We start from the raw sequence: 24,382 nt of genomic DNA, 5'->3' as shown, positions 1-24,382 counted from the left end.
GGGCGACCGCGGCGGACTCCCGCCGCCCGCGCGCCCACGCCCCTGCCCGCCGCCACGCCCCGCGGCGGCTGTCCGAGAGAAGGAGCGAGGCTGATGACCGGCCCGGAGTTTCTGACCGTACTGACGACCACCGACAGCGCCGCGAAGGCGGAGGCCCTGGCCAGGGGCGCGGTGGAGGCGCGGCTCGCCGCGTGTGCGCAGATCTCGGCGCCGGTCACGTCCGTCTACCGCTGGCAGGGCGCGATCGAGACGGCGCGGGAGTGGCAGGTGCTCCTCAAGACGACCGCCGCCCGCTACGAAGCGCTGGAGGCGCATCTGACGTCGGCGCACGACTACGACACTCCGGAGATCCTCGCCGTCCCGGTGGTACGGGGCGGCGCGCCGTACCTGGCCTGGCTGGCGGACGAGACCACACCCGGCGGCGACAGCCCTTAGGCTCTGTCGTCGAACCGGCGCCTGGTTCACGGCGTCCGGCACGCGCCCTCGCCGCGTTGTCGCAAGTCGCGCGACCACGTCCGGTACGAGGGCGGCCCTCCGCCTCGCGAGCGCACGCACCGGACCCCGCTCACTGGTCCGGCCTGATCCAAACGACCGGCCCTAGCCGCTCGCGGGCTCCGCGCGCTCCACCCGCACCGCGCACACCTTGAACTCCGGCATCCGCGACGTCGGGTCGAGCGCCGGGTTCGTCAGGTTGTTCGCCCGGCCCTCGCCCGGCCAGTGGAACGGCATGAAGACCGTGTCCGCGCGGATCGCCGCGGTGATCCGCGCGGGCGCCACCGCCCGGCCCCGTCGTGAGACCACGGCGAGCCGGTCGCCCTCGGCCACCCCGAGCCGCCCGGCGAGCCGGGGGTGCAGCTCCACGAAGGGACCCGGCGCCGCGGCGTTCAACTCGGCGACGCGCCGGGTCTGCGCGCCCGACTGGTACTGCGAGACGACCCGCCCCGTCGTGAGCAGCACCGGATACTCCGGGTCCGTCTCCTCGGCGGCCGGCCGGTGCACGACCGGCACGAAGCGGGCCCGCCCGTCCTCCGTGGCGAACCGGTCGAGGAAGAGCCGGGGCGTGCCGGGGTGGTCCTCCCCGGGGCAGGGCCAGAACACCCCGTCCTCCGCCGCGATCCGCCGGTAGGTGATCCCCGAGTAGTCGGCCGGACCGCCCTCCGACGCACGCCGCAGCTCCTCGAAGACCTCCTCGGGATCCGCCGGGAACCCCTTCTCGTGACCGAGCCGTTCCGCGAGCCCGCGCAGCACCCGGAGATCGGTCCGTACGCCCGCCGGCGGGCCGAGCGCCCGGCGCCGCAGCAGGACCCGCCCCTCCAGGCTGGTCGTCGTCCCCGTCTCCTCCGCCCACTGCGCCACCGGGAGCACGACGTCCGCGAGCGCCGCCGTCTCCGAGAGCACCACGTCCGCCACCGCCAGGAAGTCGAGTGAGCGCAGCCGCCCCTCGATGTGCGCGGCGCGCGGCGCCGAGACGACCGGGTTCGACCCCATCAGCAGCAGCGCCCTCACGTCCCCGCCGAGCGCGTCGAGCAGTTCGTACGCGCTGCGCCCCGGACCGGGCAGCGCGCCGGGATCCACCCCCCACACCCGCGCCACATGCTCCCGCGCGGCCGGGTCGGTTAGTTTCCGGTAGCCGGGCAACTGGTCTGCCTTCTGGCCGTGTTCACGCCCGCCCTGGCCGTTGCCCTGTCCGGTGAGGCAGCCGTGGCCGGACAGCGGCCGGCCCGCGCGCCCGGTGGCGAGGCAGAGGTTGATCCAGGCGCCCACGGTGTCGGTGCCCTTGGACTGCTGCTCGGGACCGCGCGCCGTGAGCACCATGCCCGTCGGCGCGTCGCAGAACAGCTCCACGGCCTCGCGGAGTCGGGGCACCGGGACCCCGGTGACCCGTTCGACATGCTCCGGCCAGTGCGCCATCGCCGCCGCCCTGGCCTCCGGCCAGCCGGTCGTGCGCTCCCGGACGAACGCCTCGTCCGTCCGGCCCCCCGCCACCACCAGGTGCACCATGCCCAGCGCCAGGGCCAGATCGGTGCCGGGCCGGGGCGCCAGATGGAGGTCCGCCTGCTCGGCGGTCCGCGTCCGGCGCGGATCGACGACGATCAACGTGCCGCCGTTCTCGCGCAGTTCGGTCAGATAGCGCAGCGCGGGCGGCATGGTCTCGGCGAGATTGGAACCGACGAGGATCACACACCCCGTGCGCGGAATGTCGGCGAGCGGGAACGGCAGCCCCCGGTCGAGCCCGAACGCCCGCTGGTGCGCCGCCGCGGCCGACGACATGCAGAACCGCCCGTTGTAGTCGATCTGCGAGGTCCCGAGCACCACGCGGGCGAACTTCCCGAGGGCGTACGCCTTCTCGTTGGTCAGCCCGCCCCCGCCGAAGACGCCCACCGCGTCCGCCCCGTGGTCCGCCCGCGTCCGCGCCAGCCCGGCGGCTACGGCGCCCAGCGCCTCGTCCCAGCCGGCCGGTTCGAGCGGGCCGCCCGGCGACCGCCGTACGAGCGGTTCGGTGAGCCGCACCCGCGAGGACAGCACGGCCGGTGCCGTACGGCCCTTGCCGCAGAGCGCGCCCCGGTTGACGGGGAAGTCGGCCCGCTCGACGACCTCGACACCCGGACCGTCCTTGCCACCCGGACCGCCGGTGCCACCCGGACCGCCGGTGCCACCCGGACCGTCCGCCGTGGGCCGCAGGCCCATCCCGCACTGGAGCGCGCAGTAGGGGCAGTGGGTCGGGACGGCCGCATCGGTCATGGCGCCAGCGTGCGACGCCGGTGTTACGGGGCCGGCCGCAGCCGGTTACGCCTCCGACACGCGCACCTCCCGCGCGGCCCGCCGGCGCTGTGAGGGGCGCCCGGTCACGGCCCGCCGCCCGCCAGCGCGTCCGTCACGCCCGTCTCCCGCGGGCCCAGGAAGTGCGGATCGGGCCGCGTCACCGTGTCGAGCGCCGCCTTTCCCGCCGCCGCCAGCTCCCGGACCCCGCCGTAGTACCAGGTCGCGTCGCGCCGTTCGGCGACCCCGACACCGTAGGAGTCGACACCCGCAGCCCGGCAGAGCGCGACCGCGCGCCGTACGTGGAAGCCCTGTGTCACCAGCACCGCCCGCTCGACCCCGAAGATCTTCCTGGCCCGGACGCACGAGTCCCAGGTGTCGAAGCCGGCGTGGTCGCTGACGATCCGGCCGTCCGGCACCCCGCGCGCCGTCAGATACGTCCGCATGGCGTCCGGTTCGTCGTACTCCTCGCGGCTGTTGTCCCCGGTGACGAGGACGACCCTGACCTTTCCGCTCTCGTACAGCTCGGCGGCGGCGTCGAGACGGTGCGCCAGATACGGCGTCGGCGCGCCGTCGCGCAGACCCGCCCCGAACACGACGGCGACCTCCCGCGCGGGCACGTCGGCCACGGAACGTATGCGGGCGTCTGCGGTCGTGTGCATCCAGGTGGCGGGCGTCAGCGCCAGTGTGCAACCGACCATGACGGCCTGCGCGGCGCGCCGTTGTCCCCGCCGCGTCCTCGGCAGCCGAGGCGACGGCAGCCGCAACTCGCGCAACCGCGCGGGCAGCCGCGGCCGCGACCCCGGTCGTGCCTTCCGCAGCCGTGGCATCCTCGGCATGAACATGAGCCCCCGTCGTCCGGTCCGCCGTCCGTACGTCCGTCCCGTACGCACTCCGTACGACGTCCGGCGCCGCCGAAGAGTTCGCGGCGGCCCGCTCCCGGCTGTGAGCACCCCGAAAACCTCCGCGACACACACCGCAACCGCCCGGCAACGTCCGCCCCGCAGGATCGCCCCATGGACGAGCCGCCCACCTCCGCCCCCACCCTTGTCGTCGTCGCCCACGGCAGCCGCGACCCACGTGCCCTGCGCACCATCAGGGCCCTGCTGCGGCGGGTCGGGGCGTACCGGCCCGGCCTCGGCGTCCGGCTCGGGCACATCGAGATCGAGCGACCGGCCCTCGCCGACACGCTCACCTCCTTGGGAGGCGGCCGGGCCGTACTCGTACCGCTGCTGCTCGCACCCGGCCACCACGTCACGCACGACCTGCCGCGCCTCGCCGCCGGCGCGCCCCGGCTGCGCACCACGATCGCCGCGCCGCTCGGCCCGCACCCCCTGCTCGTCGAGACGCTGTACGCCCGCCTCGTGGAGGCCGGCTGGCCCGACGAGCCGCACCACGCGCACGACACCGGTGTCGTACTCGCCGCCGCCGGATCACGCGACCCGCGGTCCGGGGCCGCCACCCGGCGCACCGCCGCGCTGCTCGGCGCACGGCTCGGGGGAGTGCCGGTGGTCCCCGCGTACGCGTCGGCCGCCGCGCCCACCGTGCCCGACGCCGTACGGGAACTGGCGGCGCGCGGCCGGAGCCGTGTCGCGCTGGCGTCGTACTTCACCGCCCCCGGCCACTTCGCCACCCGCTCGGCCGCCCACGCGCCCTGGTTCGCCTCGGCCCCGCTCGGCGACCACCCGGACCTGGCCCGCCTCCTCCTGCTCCGCTACGACGAGGCGCTGGCCCACCTGGAGTCCGCCCCGGCCGGCGAGCCGGTTACCTTCGTCGCATGGAAGGCATCACCGCACCTCACGACGGCAGCCCCTACGACGAGGCGGACATCCGGCGCTTCTCGGCCGAGCCCGACAAACGTCCCGGCCGCACCGCCTTTCAGCGCGACCGCGCACGCGTCCTGCACTCCTCCGCCCTGCGCCGTCTGGCGGGCAAGACCCAGGTCGTGACACCCGGCTCGCAGAGCCAGGAGTGGGACGCCAGCCCGCGCACCCGGCTGACCCACTCCCTGGAGTGCGCCCAGGTCGGCCGCGAACTCGGCGCCGCGCTCGGCTGCGACCCGGACCTCGTGGAGACGGCGTGCCTCTCCCACGACATGGGCCATCCGCCGTTCGGCCACAACGGCGAACAGGTGCTGAACGACTTCGCCAAGGACTGCGGCGGCTTCGAGGGCAACGCCCAGTCGCTGCGCCTGCTCACCCGCATCGAGCCCAAGCGCTTCGTCCGCGCCGACTCGGTGGCCGCCGAGGTCACCACGCCCCGTGCCGAGGCCGCGGTCGAGGCGGCCGCGGCGGCCGGCGGCGGCGCCCGCCTCGTCAGCGTCGGCCTCAACCTCACCCGCGCCGTACTGGACGCCGCGACGAAATACCCCTGGCCGCAGGGCGCGCACCCCACCGACCCGGACTCGGTGAAGTTCGGCGTGTACGAGGACGACCTGCCGGTCTTCGAATGGGCCAGGCGCGGCGCCCCGCCCAACCGGATCTGCTTCGAGGCCCAGGTCATGGACTGGGCCGACGACGTCGCCTACTCCGTCCACGACTTCGAGGACGGACTGCACGCCGGCCACGTCGACCCCCGGGCGCTGCTCTCCGCGCCCGAACGCGACGAGATCTGGTCGGTCGCGATCGGCCGCTACGTACCGCACGGCACCCACCCGGACCGGCTCGCCGCCGCGCTCGACCGTCTCACGGCCCAGGAGTGGTGGCCGCACGGCTACGACGGGACGGCCGTCGCGCAGGCCAGGCTCAAGGACGCCACCAGCCAGCTCATCGGGCGGTTCTGTCTCGCCGCCGAGGGGGCGACCAGGGCGGAGTACGGCACCGGACTGCTCACCCGGTACGGCGCCTCGCTGGTCGTCCCGCGCGAGGCGCGCGACGAGTGCGCCGTACTCAAGGCCGTCGCCCACCGCTATGTGATGCAGCGCGCCGACCAGGAGTCCCTCCGCGCCGACCAGCGCATCGTCCTCGCCGAACTCGCCTGGACGCTGACCGCCCGCGCCCCCGAGGGACTGGACCCGCAGTTCCGCGCGCTCTTCGAGACGGCGTCCGACGACCGCGCCCGCAAGCGCGTGATCGTCGACCAGATCGCCTCTCTCACGGACGCCGCGGCGCGCTCCCTGCACACCTCGCTCACGGGCCGCACCTGATCGCGGTGGTCCGGCAGCGGGGCGCCCCGCACCCGTTTTCCGCGCTCCGCTTCCCGTGCCCCGCATCCGGCACCCGTCATATTCAGCCAACGGCCGAAGCGGCCGAGCCGCCCCGTCAGGGGGCGACGCGTGTAGCAAGGTAGCCACATCAAGCCGGAACCATGCCCATGGAGCCTCCCCTCTTTCGCCATCACGCTCCGTGCGGGACGCTCACAGATGGCGGCAGCGTAAAGAGGAGGCATCAAGTGGTCGACGCACATCGGACATTCGTCATCGTCGGTGGTGGGCTCGCCGGGGCGAAGGCCGCGGAAACCCTCCGTTCCGACGGATTCACCGGCCGAGTGATCGTCATCGGGGACGAGGGGGACCATCCCTACGAACGCCCCCCGCTGTCCAAGGGGTTCCTCCTCGGCAAGGAGGAGCGCGACAGCGTCTTCGTCCACGAGCCCGCCTGGTACGCCAAGCACCACGTGGAGCTGCACCTCGGCCAGACGGTCACCGGGATCGACCGCGGCACCCGGTGCGTCCACCTCGGCGACGGCACCTCCGTGCGCTACGACAAACTGCTCCTGACCACCGGCTCCGAACCGCGCCGCCTCGACATCCCCGGCACCGACCTCGCGGGCGTCCACCATCTGCGCAGGCTCGCCCACGCCGACCGGCTGCGCCGCGTCCTCACCGCGCTGGGCCGCGACAACGGCCATCTCGTCGTCGCAGGCGGCGGCTGGATCGGTCTGGAGGTCGCCGCCGCCGCCCGCGAGTACGGCGCCGAGGTCACGGTCGTCGAACCGCGGCCGACACCTCTTCACGACGTCATCGGTCCGGAGCTGGGACAGTTCTTCACCGAACTGCACGGCGAGCACGGCGTACGGTTCCACTTCGGCGCCCGGCTCACCGAGATCGTCGGCCAGGACGGCATGGTCCTCTCCGTCCGCACGGACGACGGCGAGGAGCACATGGCGCACGACGTGCTCGCCGCGATCGGCGCCGCGCCCCGCACGGGCCTCGCCGAGGCGGCCGGACTCGACCTCGTGGGGCGTGAGCGGGGCGGCGGCATCGCCGTCGACCTGGCGCTGCGCACCTCCGACCCGGACATCTACGCGGCGGGCGACGTGGCCTCCGTCCCCTTCTCGCTGCCCGGCACCGACCTGCCGACGGACAGGCTGCGCGTCGAGCACTGGGCCAACGCGCTCAACGGCGGCCCCGCCGCCGCCCGCTCGATGCTCGGCCAGGACGTGACGTACGACCGGCTCCCGTACTTCTTCTCCGACCAGTACGACCTGGGCCTCGAATACTCGGGCTGGGCGCCGCCCGGCAGCTACGACCAGGTGGTGGTGCGCGGCGACGCCGGAAAGCGCGAGTTCATCGCCTACTGGCTCAAGGACCGCAGGGTGCTCGCCGGGATGAACGTCAACGTGTGGGACGTCACGGGCGACATCCAGCGGCTCATCCGCTCCGGCGCCCGGCAGGATCTCGACGCGCTCGCCGACCCGACGGTGCCGCTGGACACGCTCGGCACCTGACCGGCCCGCGCGCACCCCGGTCACCCGGCCACCCGGCCGCCGCGTCGCCCGTCCGCGGACCGGGCGTAGGGGACTGTCGGCGCGTCCCCGTAGAATTCTCGCGTGGCAGGCAGGATCAACGATGACGACGTGAAGGTGGTTCGGGACGCGGTCCCGATCGACACCGTCGTGTCCGAGTACCTGCAACTGCGCCCGGCCGGCGGCGGGAACATGAAGGGCCTCTGCCCCTTCCACGACGAGAAGTCCCCGTCCTTCCAGGTCAGTCCGAGCAAGGGTCTCTTCCACTGCTTCGGCTGCCAGGAGGGCGGGGACACCATCGCCTTCGTGATGAAGGTCGACCATCTCTCCTTCTCCGAGACGGTCGAACGCCTCGCCGCCAAGGCGGGCATCACGCTGCGGTACGAGGAAGGCGGCTACAACCCCACCCACCAGCGGGGCGAGCGCATCCGGCTGGTGGAGGCCCACAAGGCGGCGGCCGAGTTCTACGTGGAGCGGCTCGGCGGCGAAGAGGCCGAGATCGGCCGGAAGTTCCTCGCCGAGAGAGGCTTCGACCAGGCGGCGGCCGAGCACTTCGGGGTGGGATACAGCCCGGCGGGCTGGGACCATCTGACCCGCTTCCTGCGCGGGAAGGGCTTCAGCGACAAGGAACTGCTGCTCGCCGGGCTCTCCCAGGACGGCCGCCGGGGTCCGATCGACCGGTTCCGGGGCCGGCTGATGTGGCCCATCCGGGACATCTCGGGCGAGGTCGTCGGCTTCGGCGCCCGCAAGCTGCGTGACGACGACAACGGGCCGAAGTATCTGAACACCCCCGAGACGGCGATCTACAAGAAGTCCCAGGTGCTGTACGGGGTGGACCTGGCGAAGAAGGACATCGCCAAGGCCAGCCGCGCGGTGGTGGTCGAGGGCTACACGGACGTGATGGCCTGCCATCTGGCGGGGATCACCACCGCCATCGCCACCTGCGGCACGGCCTTCGGCACCGACCACATCAAGATCCTGCGCCGGCTGCTGATGGACAACGGCAGCGCGCGGGTGATCTTCACCTTCGACGGGGACGCGGCGGGCCAGAAGGCGGCGCTGCGCGCCTTCGAGGACGACCAGAAGTTCGCCGCCGAGACGTACATCGCGATCGCGCCCGACGGCATGGACCCGTGCGAACTGCGTCTCAGCAAGGGCGACGCGGCGGTCCAGGACCTGGTGGAGCCGCGCACGCCGCTCTTCGAGTTCGCCATCCGCCAGATCGTGTCCCGGTACGACCTGGAGACCCCGGCGGGCCGCGCGTCCGCCCTGGACGAGGCGGGCCCCATCGTCGCCCGGATCAAGAACGGCGCCTCGCAGCACGAGGTCGCCGTCCAGCTCGCCGGCATCCTCGGCATCCTCGACACCCAGTTCGTGGTCAAACGGGTCGCCCAGATGGCCCGTTGGGCCCGTGACCGGGGCGGTCGCGGACCCGCCGGCCCCGCGGACGGCCGCGGCGCCCGGCCGAACGGCCCGCAGGGCGCGTACGACTCCGCCCCCTCCCCGGCCCTCTCCGGCCCGGCACTCAACCTCCGCAGCCCCGCCCACCGCACCGAGCGCGAGCTGCTGAAGCTCGCCCTCCAGCGCCCCGAGCTGGTCTCCCCGGCCTTCGACGCGTACGGCGTGGACGAGTTCACCGCCCCGCCGTACGCCGCCGTGCGGCGTGCCGTCGAGGACGCGGGCGGCGCCGAGGAAGGCATCGTCTCGGCGCCCGAGTATCTGGCCCGCGTCCGCGAGGCCGCGCCGAACGACGCGGTGCGCGCGCTGGTCACGGAGCTGGCCGTGGAGGTGTTCCACGGCAAGACGATCGACGAGGCGTACGCGGGGGAGCAGTTGGTACGGGTCCGGCTGCGGGCCGTCGACCTCCGCATCCACGATGTGACGAGCACGCTGGCCCGCCTCGGCACCGGCGCCGACGCCGAACGGCACCAGGCCGTGCAGAACGAGCTGTGGGTGCTCCAGCAGTACCGCCAGTCACTGCGCAACAGCGGAGCGGCGGCGCTCTAGCGTTTCGGCGAACCGGCCCGTCCCCGGGCCGGGGACCGACCGCGCGCGGCGCGGGCCCGGTCCCGTACCCCTCGTCACCACTGCCGTCCCACCGGTCCCAACTCCCGCCGTTTTAAACATCCTTGGGTAACTGACCGGTTACGCACGGGACTCAGAAAGTCCTCGCACGCCTCTCGTGGCGGCAGTGTGCCGTACCCCACACTGGGCAGCGGTGCCTGTGTTCTCGGAGCGCGGCCGGTCCACCCACGGTGGGCCACTCATCCCCGCGGATCCGCTCATCGTGTACGGGACTGACGGCGGCCCGGTCGCCCACGTCCCGCTGCCGCACACCCCCGATCCGGCAGCGATCACCCTGGAGGCCGCCCCCGTGCAGACCCGGACCCAGACCCTGACCGAGACCGAACTGGTGTCGGCGGTTCCCTCGCAGAGCCGCGCCGCGCACCATCCCGAGGCGACCCCGGGGGCCCCCGGTCCGGCGGTCCCGGAGACCGTCACGGAGGACCCGGTGGACATCCCCGAGGTCCCGGAGCGCGTCGGCCCCAGGGGCAAGGCGGACAGCGGCGGACCCTCGTCCGACCTCTTCCGGCAGTATCTGCGGGAGATCGGACGGATCCGGCTGCTCACCGCCGTCGAGGAGGTGGACCTCGCGCGCCGCGTCGAGGCCGGCCTCTTCGCCGAGGAGAAGCTCGGCTCCACACCCGACCTGGACTCGCAGCTCGCACTCGACCTCGACCGGCTCGTCGTGCGCGGCCGGATGGCCAAGAGACGGCTCATCGAGGCGAATCTGAGACTCGTCGTCTCCGTCGCCAAGCGGTACGTCGGCCGCGGACTGACGATGCTCGACCTCGTCCAGGAGGGGAACCTCGGCCTCATCAGGGCCGTGGAGAAGTTCGACTACGCGCGCGGCTACAAGTTCTCGACCTACGCCACCTGGTGGATCCGCCAGGCGATGTCCCGCGCCCTGGCCGACCAGGCCCGCACCATCCGCGTGCCCGTCCATGTCGTCGAACTGATCAACCGCGTCGTCCGGGTGCAGCGCCGCATGCTCCAGGAGCGTGGCCAGGAGCCGACCCACGAAGAGGTCGCCGCCCAGCTGGAGCTGACCGCCGAACGGGTCGGCGAGGTCCTGCGGCTCGCCCAGGAACCCGTCTCCCTGCACGCGCCCGTGGGGGAGGAGGACGATGTCGCCTTCGGTGACCTCATCGAGGACGGCGACGCCGCCTCGCCCGTCGAATCGGCGGCGTTCCTGCTGCTCCGCGAGCACCTGGAGGCGGTCCTCTCCACACTCGGCGAGCGCGAACGCAAGGTCGTCCAGCTCCGTTACGGCCTGGCGGACGGCCGCCCGCGCACGCTGGAGGAGATCGGCCGGATCTTCGGCGTCACGCGCGAGCGGATCCGGCAGATCGAGTCCAAGACCCTCAACAAACTCCGCGACCACGCCTTCGCGGACCAACTGCGCGGCTACCTGGACTGAGCCCCGCCCGGGACCCGCGCCGGACGGGCCCCTCAAGCCCGTCCGGCGCCCGAGAGCGGACCGGCCCCACCGGGCGGAGGACCCGTCAGGACCTTGCGGACGCGCCCCAGGGCCTGATCCGAACCACAGGCCCTAGTCCACCTCGGCCACCGCCTGGGCGAACTGCGCCGCGTACAGCCGCGCGTACGCGCCCTGTGCCGCCAGCAGCCCCGCGTGCGTGCCCTGTTCGACTATCGCGCCGTTCTCCATCACCAGGATCACGTCCGCGTCGCGGATCGTGGAGAGTCGGTGGGCGATCACGAAACTCGTCCGTCCGTGCGCCAGTTGGGCCATCGCCTTCTGGATCAGCACCTCGGTACGGGTGTCCACGGAGCTGGTCGCCTCGTCCAGGACCAGGATCACCGGGTCCGACAGGAACGCCCGCGCGATGGTGATGAGCTGCTTCTCGCCCGCGCTGACACCCGACCCCTCGTCGTCGATCACGGTCTCGTACCCGTCGGGCAGCGTGCGGATGAAACGGTCCGCGTGGGCCGCCCGCGCAGCCTCCTCGATCTCCTCCCGGGTGACCTCGCGCGCCGCGCCGTACGCGATGTTCTCCGCGATCGTGCCGCCGAACAGCCAGGTGTCCTGGAGGACCATGCCTATCCGGGAGCGCAGGTCCTCCCGCGACATGGTGGCGATGTCGATGTCGTCCAGACTGATCCGTCCGGCCGTCACCTCGTAGAACCGCATCAGCAGATTGACCAGCGTCGTCTTGCCCGCGCCCGTCGGGCCGACGACGGCCACGGTCTGGCCCGGCTCCACCGAGAGCGACAGGTCCTCGATGAGGGGCTTGTCCGGCTCGTAGCGGAACGCCACGCCGTCCAGCGCCACCCGTCCCCGCAACTCGTGCGGCCGGTCGGCCGGGGGAGCGTCCTTCTCCTGCTCGTCCGCGTCCAGCAGTTCGAAGATCCGCTCGGCGGACGCGACCCCCGACTGGACGAGGTTGGCCATCGACGCCACCTGCGTCAGCGGCATCGAGAACTGGCGCGAGTACTGGATGAACGCCTGCACGTCACCGATCGACAGCGTCCCCGACGCGACACGCAGCCCGCCGACGACCGCCACCAGCACATAGTTGATGTTGGAGATGAAGAACATCAGCGGCTGCATCACGCCGCTGTTGAACTGCGCCTTGAAACCGGCCTCGTACAGCGCCTGGTTCTGCTCCTCGAACGCCCGCGCCGACTCCTCCTGCCGCCCGAAGACCTTCACCAGGGCGTGCCCGGTGTACATCTCCTCGATATGGGCGTTCAGCGTGCCCGTGGACTTCCACTGCTGTACGAAGTGCGGCTGCGAGCGCTTGCCGACCTTCGTCGCCACCAGCACCGACAACGGCACCGTCACCAGCGCGACCAGCGCGAGCAGCGGTGAGATCCACAGCATCATCCCCAGGACGCCGACGATCGTCAGCAGGGAGTTGACCAGCTGGCCCATCGTCTGCTGGAGCGTCTGGGAGATGTTGTCCACGTCGTTCGTCGCCCGGCTCAGCACCTCACCACGCTGCCGGCGGTCGAAGTACGACAGCGGCAGCCGCGACAGCTTGGCCTGCACGTCCTCGCGCATCCGGTAGATGGTGAGGTTGATGACCCGGATCGAGAGCCGCGTCGAGACCAGCATCAGCAGCCCCGCCGCCACGTACACCGCCAGAGCCACCAGCAGGACCCGGCCGACCGCGTCGAAGTCGATGCCCTGTCCCGGTGTGAAGTCCACCCCGGAGAGCAGGTCGGCGAGCCCGTTGTCACCCTCCTCCCGGAGCCGCGAGACCGTCTCCTCCTTGTCGGCGCCCCCCGGTGTCTGACGGCCGACGACCCCCGCGAAGATCAGGTCGGTCGCCGAGCCGAGGATCTTCGGGCCGACCACCGAGGCGGCCACGCTCAGCACACCCGCGGCGACCATCCACCACAGGGTGACCTTCTCCCGGGCGAGCTGCCGCAGCAGCCGTTTGGTCGACCCCTTGAAATCCATCGACCGCTGCGAAGGAGAACCCGCGCCGGCCGCCATCATGCGTCCGCCAGGACCGCTCATCAGGCCGCCTCCGCCTCGGTCAGCTGGGAGAGCACGATCTCCCGGTACGTCTCGTTCCCGGCCATCAGCTCCTGATGACGCCCCTCACCGACCACCCGGCCCTCGTCCATGACGACGATCCGGTCGGCGTCGCGGATGGTGGACACCCGCTGGGCGACGATCACCACCGTCGCCTCCGCGGTCTCCCGCGCCAGCGCGGCGCGCAGCGCGGCGTCCGTCGCGTAGTCCAGCGCGGAGAACGAGTCGTCGAACAGATAGATCTCCGGCCGCTGCACCAGCGTGCGCGCGATCGCGAGCCGCTGGCGCTGGCCTCCGGAGACGTTCGTCCCGCCCTGTGCGACGGGCGCGTTCAGCCCGCCCTCCAGGCCGGTGACGAACTCCTTGGCCTGCGCCACCTCCAGCGCGTGCCACAACTCCTCGTCGGTCGCGTCCGGATTCCCGTACCGCAGATTCGTCGCCACCGTCCCCGAGAACAGATACGGCTTCTGCGGGACCAGACCCACCGTCCTCGCCAGCAGCGCCGGATCGAGACCGCGGACGTTCTCACCGTCCACCAGCACCTCGCCGGCGGTCGCGTCCACCAGCCGGGGCACCAGCCCCAGCAGTGTCGACTTCCCGCTGCCGGTCGAGCCGATGACGGCGGTCGTCTCGCCCGGTCTGGCGGTCAGCGACACGTCCCGCAGCACCGGCTCCTCGGCCCCCGGGTAGCGGAACTCCGCGCCCCGCACCTCCAGATGACCGTGCCGGCGCAGCGTCAGCACCGGCTCCCCGGGAGGTACGACGCTCGACCTGGTGCCGAGCACCTCCTCGATGCGCTCGGCACACACCTCGGCGCGCGGCACCATCATGAACATGAAGGTGGCCATCATCACGGCCATCACGATCTGCATCAGATAGGCGAGGAAGGCGGTCAGCGCCCCGATCTGCATCCCGCCGCTCTCGATCCGGTGCGCGCCGAACCAGACGACGGCGACGGACGACACGTTCACGACCGTCATCACGACCGGGAACATCAGCGCCATCAGCCGGCCCGTCGCCAGCTGCATCTCGGTCAGGGCGGTGTTGGCGCCCTCGAACCTCTTCTTCTCGTACTCGTCGCGGACGAAGGCCCGGATGACGCGGTTGCCGGTGATCTGCTCACGGAGCACCCGGTTCACGGTGTCGAGCCGCTCCTGCATGGCGCGGAACAGCGGACGCATGCGCTTCACGATCAGGCTCACGGAGACGCCGAGGACCGGCACGACGGCCAGCAGCACCGCGGAGAGCGGCACGTCCTGGCCGAGCGCCATGACGATGCCGCCGACACACATGATCGGAGCCGACACCATCAGCGTGAACGACATCAGCACCAGCATCTGCACCTGCTGGACGTCGTTGGTGGTGCGGGTGATCAGCGACGGCGCCCCGAACTGGCCGACCTCACGGGCGGAGAAGCTCTGGACCCGGTCGAAGATCGCGGCCCGCACGTCCCGGCCGAGGGCCGACGCGGTGCGCGCGCCGTAGTAGACGGCGCCTATCTGACCGAGGACCTGGGCGACACTGACGGCGATCATGAGAGCGCCGAACTCCATGATGTAGCCCGTGTCGCCGGTCACGACACCGTTGTCGATGATGTCGGCGTTGAGGGTGGGCAGATAGAGCGAGGCGCAGGTCTGCAACAGCTGGAGCACCACCAGCAGACCGATGGCTCTCTTGTAGGGGACCAGATGCGTTCTGAGTAGTCGTAGCAGCACGTGCTGTCTCTCGGGCTCGGCAAGATCGGGGGTCGGACCCATCCTGCGACACTCCAGCCGCTGGAACCCAAGGGTTTTCCACAAAGGACAAGTCAAGAACGACTGTCGTACCGCAGACCCCGTTCGCGGCCCCCCGCCCCCGCCCCCTACACCCCCGGCGCGTCCGTGAAGGCCCCCGGGTGGATGTGATCGCGGGCGGACGTGTACTGCTGGCGCACCGCGGCGCCCACGGCCGCCTCCTCGCCCGGCTCGAAGACCTGCACCGCCGCGCCCCGCCAGTCGGGCGGGCTGTGCGGCGACAGCGTGTTCCTCGAGACCCCCAGTGCCCACGCGGCCTGCCGCGCCGCGCCCAGCGCCGCGTACTCCGCCGGCTCGGGGACGACGACCTGCGCCCCGAATATCCCCGGCGCCGCCGCCTGTACGGCCGGCAGCCCGGCCGCCGCCCCGAGCAGGAACACCCGCCGCACCTCGACCCCGCGCCCGCGCACCACGTCCATCGCGTCGGCCAGCGAGCAGAGCATCCCCTCGAACGCGGCCCGCGCCAGATGCTCCGGCTTCATCGACTCACGCCGCAGGCCGGTCAACGTGCCCGCCGTGTGCGGCAGACGGGGCGTCCTCTCGCCCTCCAGATAGGGCAGGAACACCAGACCGGACGAGCCCGGCGTGGACTTGAGCGCCAGCGCCGACAGGTCGTCCAGGTCCTCGGTCCCCAGCAACTCGGCCGTGCCGCGCAGGGCCCGGACGGCGTTGAGCGTGTGGACGACCGGCAGATGCATTCCGGTGGCGTCGGCGAACGACGTGATCATCCCCGTGGGGTCCGCCAGCGCCTCGTGGTGCACGGTCATCACCGACCCGGATGCGCCCAGCGACACCACCGCGTCCCCGATTCCGACACCGAGCCCGAACGCGGCGGCCATGGTCTCGCCCGTACCCGCGGAGATCAGCAGGCCCTCGGGGGTGGTCCCGGCGGCCTCGGCCGGGCCGAGCACCTCCGGCAGCGCCGCCTGGTGGCCCAGCGCCAGTTCCATCAGATCGGGCCGGTAAGCCCCCGTACGGGCCGACCAGAATCCGGAGCCGGACGCCGCGCCCCGGTCCGTCGTCCGCCGTGCGGGCCGGCCCAGCAACTGCCAGACCAGCCAGTCGTGCGGCTGGAGGATCGCCGCCGTACGCCGCGCCGCGTCCGGCTCGTTCCGCGCCAGCCAGCGCAGCTTCGCCAGGGGCTGACCGGACTGCGGCACCGACCCGACGGCCTCCGCCCAGGCCTGCCGCCCGCCGAGCGCGTCGATCAGATCGGCGGCGGCGACCTGCGCGCGCTTGTCGTTGCCGAGCAGCGCGGGTCGTACGAGGTTGCCGGACTGGTCCAGCGGCACGAGTCCGTGCTGCTGGGCGGAGACGCCGATGGCCTCCACGCCCTCCAGCACCCCGCCGCCCGCCGCCTCGCCGAGCGACAGCAGCCAGACCTGCGGATCGACTTCGGCGGCCTTGTCCTCGACGGGATGCGCGGCGTATCCCTGCCGCAGCACGGCACCCGTGTCCGCGTCACACACGACGATGCGTGTGGAGCCCGAAGAACTGTCCAACCCGGCGACTATTCCCATGGCACGATTCTGCCGCACGCGCGCGGCGGCGGCGGTTCCCGGCACCGCCCGGTGCCGGGAACCGCCGCCGCCGGTGTTCATCAGGTGTTGGTGGTCCCCCAGTCGTCCTCACCGTTGCCGTTCCGCGAACGCAGCGACCGGACCCGGTCGGCGACGGACCCGGGGACCTTCTCCCCCATCTTCTCGCTCACCGAGTGGTACGCCTTGCCCGCGTACTCACGGCCGGACAGCGCCGCCGTCTCGGCGGCGTTGCGCACGGCCGGGTTCTGCGAGATCCGGCTTGCGGACTTCTTGAGCTGCTCGTAGCGCTCGCGCCCGGCCCTGGTTCCCAGTACGTAACCGACAGCCAGTCCCGCGATGAACGTGAGGCGCCGCATGGCCTGCCACCCTTCGTTAGTTCGTTGGCATCGGACCTTGAGCCGTGACGTCCGCCTACCCACGAGGTCCGAGATCACCCAGTGTGACCCGGCGGGATACCGATTGGCGGAGCACCCCCCTGCTTGCGCTAATGTATGTGTCGCAGCGGACGTCCGCCGCCCGGGAGACCCGGGGTGGGTGCGTTCGGTGCATACGCAGCAGTCCCCTGTAGCTCAATTGGCAGAGCAGCCGGCTGTTAACCGGCAGGTTACTGGTTCGAGTCCAGTCGGGGGAGCGCGATCTCCTGTAGCTCAATTGGCAGAGCATTCGGCTGTTAACCGGAGGGTTGCTGGTTCGAGTCCAGCCGGGAGAGCAAGCACGGAAGAGGACCCCTCGGGGTCCTCTTTCCTGTTTCCGCGACCACCCCCACCACCCACCGGCGTGCCGCTGACGGTCCGTCGGGGCGCCGCCGCCAGCCTTCCGGGTGATCTTCGGGCTTCTCCTGGAACCGGCCGGCGCTCCAGGAAGTCCTCATGGTCAGGCGTTGCCGACCATCCGAGGCAGGAGATCGTATGAGCGGCTATGCTGCGGCAGACGGCGCGCACAAATGTGCGCGACGCGCCGTTAGGGGCGGTAGCTCAGCCGGTTAGAGCAGCGGACTCATAATCCGTCGGCCGTGGGTTCGAGTCCCACCCGCCCCACGTGGGCAGGCGTTCGAGGAATCGTTCCGACCTGCATCCGAGCGCCCCAAGTGGTTTAGACCACAATGGGGCGCTCAGTCGTTCTCGGGGTCCTGCGTGAGCGGTGCGTGAGCGCCAGTCCCTGGCGGTGCCTCACGGCGGGCGCGCGGCACGACAGACTCGGCATTCCTCGCGACCTCCTGATCCACCTCGGGCAGAAGACTGGTGTACGTGTCGGACGCTAGCTGAATCGTCCCGTGCCGCAGCGTCTCTTTGATCGCGTGTAGGTCACCTCCACCCGCATGGATCAGCGTGGCCGCCACGTGGCGCAGGTCCCGGAGATTGATCGGCGGCAGGTCCGCCTCCCGGCAGAGCCTGCGGAAGACGTCCGACACCTTCTCGGGGTGGAGCCAGGCGCCATCCGTGTCCGTGAAGACCTTGCCGGTGTCGGACCACGGGAGGCGGGCCTCCAGACGCTCGGCGCGCTCCTGCTGCTGCCGCACCTGGTGGTCCCGCATCACCTGCACCGTGAGCGGCCCGAGCGCGATCGTCGCGGCCGAGTCCTCGGTCTTCGGGGTGCTCTCCACCGGCGTCCACCCGTCCTGGATGATCGTCTTGGAGACCGTCAGCATCCAGCTCTCGTACAACGCCATCGCAGGCCAGGACGATCCGGCGATCCTCAAGGAGCTGTACGACGAGCTGGAGTCGGTGGAGTGGCGGCAGTACACGGGCCGGGACGACAAGGCCCTGGACCTGCTGGAGAAGGTGGACGTCGCCTCCCTGGGCGAGGCGAACCTCGACTTCGCCAGCGTGCAGTTCATGTTCCTGCCCGATGAGCTGGAGCGAGCCGAGGCCGCGTTCGACGCGGCCCGATCCACGGCGACGGCGGACCAGCGGTGGGTGGCCGGGCTGGAGCAGTACGAGCCGGTGCTCGATGCTCTGGAGACCTCCCGAGCCGCACACAAGATCGGCAACAGCGCGACGGCCCTCAGCGTGATCCTCGCTGTGTTCGAGCGGCATCTCGGCGAGCTGGCCGAAGGCTGGTTCGACACGACCACGGGAGAGGCGACGAAGGCGGGGACGGCACCGCTGGAGACGGTGTTCGGCGTTCGGGACGTGCCGGTGGAGACGGCCGCCGTCGTGCGGGCGGCCATCGATCGGATGGTGCAGGACGGCACCGTGCCAGCCGACGAGCCGTGGCGGGCGCTGGAAGTCCTGGCCGCACAGAGCAACTGACGGCCGTCGGCCAGGAGGTGAGCGGTGGCCGAGGACACCGTGGAGTCCTGGGAGCGGCAGAGCGGGGAGTCGGTCCAGGCGTTCGAGGCATTCGCCGTGTACCGCGATCTCGGTCCAGCGCGGAGTCTGACAAAGACGGCACGCGAGTTGCATAAATCCCGCACGCTGCTGGGCCGGTGGTCGCGGCAGTACGCATGGGTGATGCGGGCCGCGGCCTACGACCGGGAGCAGGACCGCCTGTTCCTCGCGGAACAGGCACAGGCGCGGCGGGATATCGCCCGCAGGCACGCGAAGTTGGCGCAGGCCGTTCAGAGCAAGGCGGTCGCGCGGCTTCAGACACTCGACCCGCGGGAACTGTCGCCATCCGAACTGCTGCGCTACATCCAGGTCGCGGCGGAGATCGAACGGCGGGCCGTGGGTGAGGCCCCGGCGGCCGGGACGGTCGAGGACCGGGACCAAGGCGTGGACGTGGCCTCACTGTCGGACGAGGAGCGCCGGGCCCGGATGGACCAGCTCCGCCGTGAACTGGAGCGCCGGCTGTCGGAGGGCGCGCAGTGAGCCGCGGTCGGGCCAAGCGCCGCATGGTTGGGGGGTTCGCGGACCCGTCGGTAATGAGCGATGAGCAGCTGAAGGCCGAGGTCGCCGCACTGGTCCGCGCCGATGAGCTGTCGGCGCGCAGGTGGGCGTGCGAGGTCCCGACCTGTGATGGGCTGCCCCACGTTGGGTGGCTGCATCACCTTGCCCGTGCGGCGCAGCGTAAGCCATTGTGGCTGTGGACGGTGTGGATGCTGCTCACCGGCCGTGGCTGGGGCAAGTCCCGGACGGCGGCGGAGACGGTGCGGGAGTGGGCGCAGACACCAGGTCTTCAGATCGCGGTGGTGGCGAAGAACGCGACGCTGGTGAGGGACATCTGCTTCGAGTCCCCGAAGTCGGGGCTGCTGTCGGTGTTCCCGCCTGAGGAAGTGGCGAAGTACAACTCGTCGCTGGGAGAAACGACGCTGCGCCTGGTGAACGGCACGCTGATCCGGGGATTCGGTGCGGAGACGCCGGACAACCTGCGCGGCTGGGCGTTCGACAAGGCATGGTGCGACGAGTACGCGGCCTGGTCGCGGCACACCGCGCAAGAGGTCTACGACATGCTGTGGTTCTGCCTGCGTGAGGCGGACACCCCGCAGGTCGTGATCTCTACGACGCCGAAGCCGCTCCCACACGTCAAGAGGCTCGTCGAGCGGGGCCGTGCCCAGGAGAAGGCGCACCTGGAGGGCGGGGCGCCGCCTCGGGTGGTGCTGACCTGCGGGCACATGCGGGAGAACGACGCGAACCTGTCGGCGGCGGCCCGAGAAGTGCAGGAGGAGGAGTACGCCGGCACCCGGTTGGGGCGGCAGGAGCTGTCCGGCGAGCTACTCGAGGACGTGGAGGGCGCGCTGTGGAAGGGGTGGATGCTGGAAGTCGAGGGCTTCCGCCCCCGGCCCGAGCATCTGCCTGACCTCCAGCGCGTGGTGGTCTCCGTCGATCCGGCCACGAAGTCGCACGAGAACGCGGACATGACCGCGTTCACCGTGGCGGGCCGTGGGTTCCCAGTGGAGACGATGTTCGGGGATGACCGGCCTCGCGGGTATCTGCTGCACTGCGAGCAGGACCGGCATACGCCGACGCAGGCGATGAAGCGGGCCGCTGAGCTATACCACGAGCACCGCGCCGACTGCGTGGTGATTGAGGCCAACAACGGTGGTGACTACGTGCCCGCACTGATGGAGCAGGTGGACCCGACGGTGAACTGGCGGATCGTTCATGCAACGCGTGGGAAGCGGGCGCGGGCGGCACCGGCGGCGCAGCTGTACGAGCAGGCCAGGGTGTCGCACGTCGGTCCGGCCCGGCGGTTCGCGGAGCTGGAGGAACAGATGACGACGTTCGTCGGCCAGGGAGAGACCGAGGACTCACCCGACCTGCTGGACTCGGCGGTGTGGGCGTTGTGGGACCTGTTCCTGGATCCGACGATGCCCCCTCCGAGTGGTGGCGATGACCAGCGGCTCTCTGGTCGGCGGTAGTTGGGCCAAGGCAGTTGTCAGTGGGTTGTGGCAGCGTTGCGAGTTGATCGGCGATGGCCAGACAGGGAGTCGGGGATGGCCGGGGGAAGCTCGGGTGATGCCGGCTTGGCTGGCCAGCGGCCGGACCGTTGGGGTTCCGGCCGTGGCGTCGGTCGTGGACGCCCGCAAGATGAGATCTCGCCGTGAGGGCGTGCTCGGCCGGTTCGGGGTGGGCATGAAGAGCGTGATGAGTCTGCCCACCGGGACTGGGAAAACCGCGACCGCTGTGGCGGTGGCGATCGAGATGGCCAGGCAGGGCAAGAGGCTGACGCTCGTGGTCAAGGACCGTGCCGAACAGGAGGCGGTCGAAGCACAGCTGAAGGTCGCATGGGCAGGGCTGGATGAGGCGGCAGGTGATCAGGCCGCACCGGACAGTTTCCATCTGGTTCCCGAGCCGTACGCACCCCGACGGTTGCGTGCTCGCCCCACCCCGGTAGCCGCGTACCGGGCGTTGTGTATGAGGGCGGCGGAATGGGAGGAGTCCGGGCGGGATCAGGAGCGGCGGGCCGTGGCGGGAGACCGACGTGTTCGGAATCCCGCAGCACGTCGGGCGGTGGTCATCCGAAGTGAGGGAAGATGCGAGAACCCAGAGTGCTTGCTGCCGGACCTCCCGTACCGGACGAAGGCCGGGGAGCCGCTGCTGGAGGTCGACCACATCGATGACCACGCTGGCGGCGGCCGGGATCACCCGACGGCGATGATCGCCTTGTGCCCGAATTGCCATAGCAACAAGACGCACGGAGCTGAGCGGTGTGCGCTTACCGAACGCCTGCGCAAGGTGGCGGCAGAACGACATGCCACCTGGGCGACCAGTGTCACGTAGCCGGGTCGTGGGGTTCGCTGGGCTATAGGCTGATCAACGGCGCGGGGCCGACGTCCGGAGGAGACTGTGGGCCTGCGCCAACTCGTGATCGATGCGTGGTCGTGCGGATCAGGACCGGCTGATCGAACTGCTGTACGACGACGTGGAGCGGCACGTCGAGGCCACCCGGTCCCGGCTGGAGTTGGCCGCCGGCGACGTACTCGCGGACGGCCGGTTCACGCTGGAGCAGGAGAACGGCCTGACGCTGGAGGTGGACTGGAACGTCCCCGCCGAGAACATGCCGGTCGCCCGGACACCGTGGTCGGAGCCGGCCTCCGACCCGATCGCGGACGAGCTGCGGTGGATCCAGCACCTGGACGACATCGGCGCGCCGGAGCCGGAGTTGGTGATCACCTCCCGGAAGGCGTTCAGCTACCTGGCGGCGAACAATGCCTACCGGGCGGCCTACTACGGGTCCGCGAGCCCGTCGACCACGCCGACGGCGACGCTCACTCCGCAGCAGATCAACGTGGTGCGCGGCAACTACAGCCTGCCGCCGATCCAGTTCTACAAGGCCCAGGTGCGGGTGGACGGCAAGCCCCGCAAGGTGCTGCCCGAGGACCTGTGGATTCTCGTGCCGCCGGAGCGGGAGAAGTGGGCGCAGACCATGTACGGGGTGACCGCGGAAGCCCTGGTGCTGTCGCGCGGGTCGAACCCCGAGATCATCCGCGAGGATGCTCCCGGCCTGATCATCACCCGAGGTGTCCAGGATGACCCCGTGCAGATCTGGACCAAGGGCGCCGCGGTCGGGATGCCCGTCATGCACACCCCGGACGCGCACATCGTGGCGAAGGTCCTGTGATGGCGGGCCGGGGGCGGCTGAAGGCCGCGGTCTACGTACAGGACCCGACCACGCGGGAGGAGTTGATCCTGCTGCCGGGGGACTACCCGGAGCCGGGGGTGGCCGCGCTGATCACCAACCCGGACGCGTGGGAGGAACCGCCGGACGACTGCGACGAGCCGGAAGAGACTGTCGTGGTGGAGAAGTTCGGGCCGTCCGGGAACAAGGACGGCGGCCAGGAGGAGACGGCTGGCACGGGCGGGGCGAGGAAGTCCCCGTCAAGGCGGGGCGCGGGTCGTTCCGCGTCCTCGTCGTCGTGACCATCTGGAGGCGGCCCGCCACCGGGAACAGCCCGGCGGCGGGCCGCACCGCGTGTAGGGAGTAGCGGGTGGACGAGTTCCAGCGGTCATGGCTGCTGGCGCAGATCGGGCCGGACACCGACCCGGCCGACCTGGAGCGCCGGTTCTTCCGACTGCGCTCGGTGCGCGCAGTTGCGCTGGAGGTGCTGGGCGAGCGGCGAGCGAAGCTCCTCGCGGACCCGCTGAAGGTCACCGTGGACGGGGTGGTGACCATGGACCTCCAGGAGAACTTGCGAGGGATCGAGCGGCATATCGAAGTTGTACGGCAGGTGCCTGCGCCAGAGGACGAAGACGAAGCGAGCGAAACTCTGGCAGTGGCTAGGCTCGTGCCGACCCGCTGCTACAGATAGCGCGCGGCTCTGGGGCCACGCCGGCGAGACACTGCAGCACTTCGTCTGTGCCTTGAGACCGCCCGAAGGCCGCGGGGGCAGGTGCCCCCGCGGCCTGTCTCACGGTTCTACGGCCAAGGCCAGTGGCCCCAACTCGCCGCCCCGAGTACCAGGGACGCAACTGCTGCACCCGTCACAATCGCGGGCGAGATGTACACCGCGAAGACGGTGCGGCCGCCGATCAGCAGTTGTACGTTGGCACGCCGTACATGGGCGGACGTCGACGATGGAGGCTCCGGGCCCCAGGAGTCATCTGCGGGGCCATGCCCGGGTGACTGCTGGCTGGAGCCTGTGCCATGGTGTGTACTCACCAGTTGTCCTTTCGCATGAGCACGGCCGCCGTCTCCCTGGCCGCCAAACCTGAAGAAGACGGTGGCACGCGACACTCGGTCCCCCCGGGGTCGAGAGGACACAAAAGGGCCCCACCAGACCTAGGCATGGTGGGGCCCTCATTGATGACGCGACCGTATCGGAGGGGCCAGGAGCGGGGCAAGTTGGCCTTGCGACTCGTGCCCTGGCGTCAATGGTCAGAGGTTCACGGGGAGTTGTGCTGGTACTGCGCGTGCACAGGTCAGTGCCACGCGGTGCCCTCACCAGCACCCTCGATGACGTCGCCAACGGTGTTGAGGGTGATCAGGCGCTCGCGCTCGCTGGCTTGCTGCGTCGAAGGAGGGCCAGCACGGCGATTGCAGCGAAGGTCATCCACGCCTTGCCGAGAATCTGGCCGGGCAGGTACTCGAAGGAACCGAAGGCCAACTTGAGGAAGAGGAGGCTGTCCGCGAGCAGGCCGACGGCGTTCGAGGCGAGTATCGCGATCAGCAGGCCGCGCTTCCGGAGAGGCTCGTAGACGACGAAGTCCATTGTCTCGGCCACCGCGAAGGCGGCAGCTGAGGCGCCAGCCAGCGCCGGGTCAGCAAGGAAGTACGACAGGATGGTGCTGACGGCTATGGCCGCGAGAACAGCACCACGGCCGGCGGACTCACGGGCGAGGTCCCGAAGTACCAAGGCGAGACCCACCATGTAGACGCCGGCAGGGGCGGCGTAGCCGAATCCGACGGGGACGGCTCCGAAGTGGGTGACGGCGAGGTTCGCCGCGGGGATGGTGGCGACGTAGGCGACGAGGGTCGCGATACCGGCAGGGGCGGGGAGCTTCACGTTCTTCTCTCTGTGTCAGTGATGTCGCCTTTGCGCCGATACCACGCCGCGGACGGACAGCGAGGCGAGCGCCCAGACAGTACAGCCCAGGGCACTGACACTACGTACCCGGCCCCAGGCTCAGGACTTTGGCCGAGATCAAGTGCACTGT

General features: G+C 71.1%; 20 protein-coding genes, 3 tRNA genes and 1 pseudogene. 16 read left to right on the top strand and 8 right to left on the bottom strand.

Features of this window, described 5'->3' with window-relative positions:
- Window positions 1-93: 93 nt before the first annotated feature.
- A complete protein-coding gene (cutA, locus tag ACZ61E_RS13550; protein ID WP_469699801.1) occupies window positions 94-435 on the top strand; it encodes a divalent-cation tolerance protein CutA in 342 nt (113 codons plus the stop codon).
- Between the two features lie 162 nt (window positions 436-597).
- Here the strand turns inward: cutA and ACZ61E_RS13545 are convergent, their stop codons facing one another.
- Window positions 598-2,742 (bottom strand): molybdopterin oxidoreductase family protein, encoded by a 2,145-nt coding sequence (locus ACZ61E_RS13545; RefSeq protein ID WP_469699800.1) that lies wholly within the window; start codon window positions 2,740-2,742, stop codon window positions 598-600.
- Between the two features lie 104 nt (window positions 2,743-2,846).
- Window positions 2,847-3,590: a SanA/YdcF family protein gene (locus ACZ61E_RS13540; RefSeq protein WP_469699867.1), complete on the bottom strand. Its 744-nt coding sequence runs from the start codon at window positions 3,588-3,590 to the stop codon at window positions 2,847-2,849.
- 186 nt (window positions 3,591-3,776) lie between these two features.
- On the opposite strand from ACZ61E_RS13540, the pseudogene ACZ61E_RS13535 reads away from it, so the two are divergent.
- The 5 genes and pseudogenes from ACZ61E_RS13535 to ACZ61E_RS13515 form a co-directional block, all read left to right on the top strand.
- A pseudogene (locus ACZ61E_RS13535) lies at window positions 3,777-4,517 on the top strand (sirohydrochlorin chelatase); the annotation flags it as partial.
- 20 nt (window positions 4,518-4,537) lie between these two features.
- Window positions 4,538-5,905: a deoxyguanosinetriphosphate triphosphohydrolase gene (locus ACZ61E_RS13530; RefSeq protein WP_469699799.1), complete on the top strand. Its 1,368-nt coding sequence runs from the start codon at window positions 4,538-4,540 to the stop codon at window positions 5,903-5,905.
- 245 nt (window positions 5,906-6,150) lie between these two features.
- Window positions 6,151-7,428, top strand: coding sequence for an NAD(P)/FAD-dependent oxidoreductase (locus ACZ61E_RS13525; protein WP_469699798.1), 1,278 nt, complete (start codon window positions 6,151-6,153; stop codon window positions 7,426-7,428).
- Between the two features lie 102 nt (window positions 7,429-7,530).
- Window positions 7,531-9,453, top strand: coding sequence for a DNA primase (gene dnaG / locus ACZ61E_RS13520; RefSeq protein WP_469699797.1), 1,923 nt, complete (start codon window positions 7,531-7,533; stop codon window positions 9,451-9,453).
- A gap of 211 nt (window positions 9,454-9,664) precedes the next feature.
- Window positions 9,665-10,927 (top strand): RNA polymerase sigma factor, encoded by a 1,263-nt coding sequence (locus ACZ61E_RS13515; protein ID WP_469699796.1) that lies wholly within the window; start codon window positions 9,665-9,667, stop codon window positions 10,925-10,927.
- A 132-nt stretch (window positions 10,928-11,059) separates the two neighbouring features.
- Here the strand turns inward: ACZ61E_RS13515 and ACZ61E_RS13510 are convergent, their stop codons facing one another.
- The 4 genes from ACZ61E_RS13510 to ACZ61E_RS13495 form a co-directional block, all read right to left on the bottom strand.
- Complete coding sequence (locus ACZ61E_RS13510) at window positions 11,060-12,994, bottom strand: ABC transporter ATP-binding protein (protein WP_469699795.1); 1,935 nt, start codon at window positions 12,992-12,994, stop codon at window positions 11,060-11,062.
- Entirely contained in the window at window positions 12,994-14,727 is a 1,734-nt protein-coding gene (locus ACZ61E_RS13505) for an ABC transporter ATP-binding protein (RefSeq protein WP_469699866.1), read from the bottom strand. Before ACZ61E_RS13505 ends, ACZ61E_RS13510 begins: the two co-directional genes overlap by 1 nt.
- A gap of 146 nt (window positions 14,728-14,873) precedes the next feature.
- Window positions 14,874-16,325: an FGGY family carbohydrate kinase gene (locus tag ACZ61E_RS13500; RefSeq protein WP_469699794.1), complete on the bottom strand. Its 1,452-nt coding sequence runs from the start codon at window positions 16,323-16,325 to the stop codon at window positions 14,874-14,876.
- 80 nt (window positions 16,326-16,405) lie between these two features.
- Window positions 16,406-16,702, bottom strand: coding sequence for a YtxH domain-containing protein (locus ACZ61E_RS13495; RefSeq protein WP_469699793.1), 297 nt, complete (start codon window positions 16,700-16,702; stop codon window positions 16,406-16,408).
- A 202-nt stretch (window positions 16,703-16,904) separates the two neighbouring features.
- On the opposite strand from ACZ61E_RS13495, the gene ACZ61E_RS13490 reads away from it, so the two are divergent.
- The 3 genes from ACZ61E_RS13490 (at window position 16,905) to ACZ61E_RS13480 (ending at window position 17,383) form a co-directional block, all read left to right on the top strand.
- A tRNA-Asn gene (locus ACZ61E_RS13490) sits at window positions 16,905-16,977 on the top strand.
- Window positions 16,978-16,982: 5 nt separating this feature from the next.
- A tRNA-Asn gene (locus tag ACZ61E_RS13485) sits at window positions 16,983-17,055 on the top strand.
- A 254-nt stretch (window positions 17,056-17,309) separates the two neighbouring features.
- Window positions 17,310-17,383, top strand: a tRNA-Ile gene (locus ACZ61E_RS13480).
- A gap of 74 nt (window positions 17,384-17,457) precedes the next feature.
- Here the strand turns inward: ACZ61E_RS13480 and ACZ61E_RS13475 are convergent.
- Window positions 17,458-17,994, bottom strand: coding sequence for a hypothetical protein (locus ACZ61E_RS13475; RefSeq protein WP_469699792.1), 537 nt, complete (start codon window positions 17,992-17,994; stop codon window positions 17,458-17,460).
- Between ACZ61E_RS13475 and ACZ61E_RS13470 the strand changes: the two genes are divergently transcribed.
- From ACZ61E_RS13470 to ACZ61E_RS13440, 7 genes are all read left to right on the top strand, one after another.
- The gene (locus tag ACZ61E_RS13470) at window positions 17,978-18,598 is read left to right on the top strand and encodes a hypothetical protein (RefSeq protein WP_469699791.1); all 621 of its coding nucleotides are present in this window, start codon (window positions 17,978-17,980) and stop codon (window positions 18,596-18,598) included. The genes ACZ61E_RS13475 and ACZ61E_RS13470 overlap by 17 nt on opposite strands.
- Window positions 18,599-18,622: 24 nt before the next feature.
- Window positions 18,623-19,156 carry a hypothetical protein gene (locus ACZ61E_RS13465; RefSeq protein ID WP_224736245.1) on the top strand — a complete coding sequence of 178 codons (534 nt, stop codon included), beginning with the start codon at window positions 18,623-18,625 and terminating at the stop codon, window positions 19,154-19,156.
- 53 nt (window positions 19,157-19,209) lie between these two features.
- Window positions 19,210-20,646 (top strand): terminase large subunit domain-containing protein, encoded by a 1,437-nt coding sequence (locus ACZ61E_RS13460; RefSeq protein WP_469699790.1) that lies wholly within the window; start codon window positions 19,210-19,212, stop codon window positions 20,644-20,646.
- A gap of 97 nt (window positions 20,647-20,743) precedes the next feature.
- Window positions 20,744-21,508, top strand: coding sequence for an HNH endonuclease (locus ACZ61E_RS13455; RefSeq protein WP_469699789.1), 765 nt, complete (start codon window positions 20,744-20,746; stop codon window positions 21,506-21,508).
- A gap of 91 nt (window positions 21,509-21,599) precedes the next feature.
- The gene (locus ACZ61E_RS13450; RefSeq protein ID WP_469699788.1) at window positions 21,600-22,349 is read left to right on the top strand and encodes a major capsid protein; all 750 of its coding nucleotides are present in this window, start codon (window positions 21,600-21,602) and stop codon (window positions 22,347-22,349) included.
- A complete protein-coding gene (locus ACZ61E_RS13445; protein ID WP_055550311.1) occupies window positions 22,349-22,648 on the top strand; it encodes a hypothetical protein in 300 nt (99 codons plus the stop codon). The genes ACZ61E_RS13450 and ACZ61E_RS13445 overlap by 1 nt, the downstream gene beginning before the upstream one ends.
- Before the next feature lie 68 nt (window positions 22,649-22,716).
- On the top strand, window positions 22,717-23,037 hold the full coding sequence (locus tag ACZ61E_RS13440; protein WP_055550313.1) for a hypothetical protein: 321 nt from the start codon (window positions 22,717-22,719) through the stop codon (window positions 23,035-23,037).
- A 672-nt stretch (window positions 23,038-23,709) separates the two neighbouring features.
- Here the strand turns inward: ACZ61E_RS13440 and ACZ61E_RS13435 are convergent.
- A complete protein-coding gene (locus ACZ61E_RS13435) occupies window positions 23,710-24,231 on the bottom strand; it encodes a VUT family protein (protein ID WP_469699787.1) in 522 nt (173 codons plus the stop codon).
- Window positions 24,232-24,382: the final 151 nt, after the last annotated feature.

The organism is Streptomyces sp. NPDC104581, from assembly GCF_055583685.1.
This window is presented reverse-complemented; position numbering and strand designations above follow the sequence as displayed.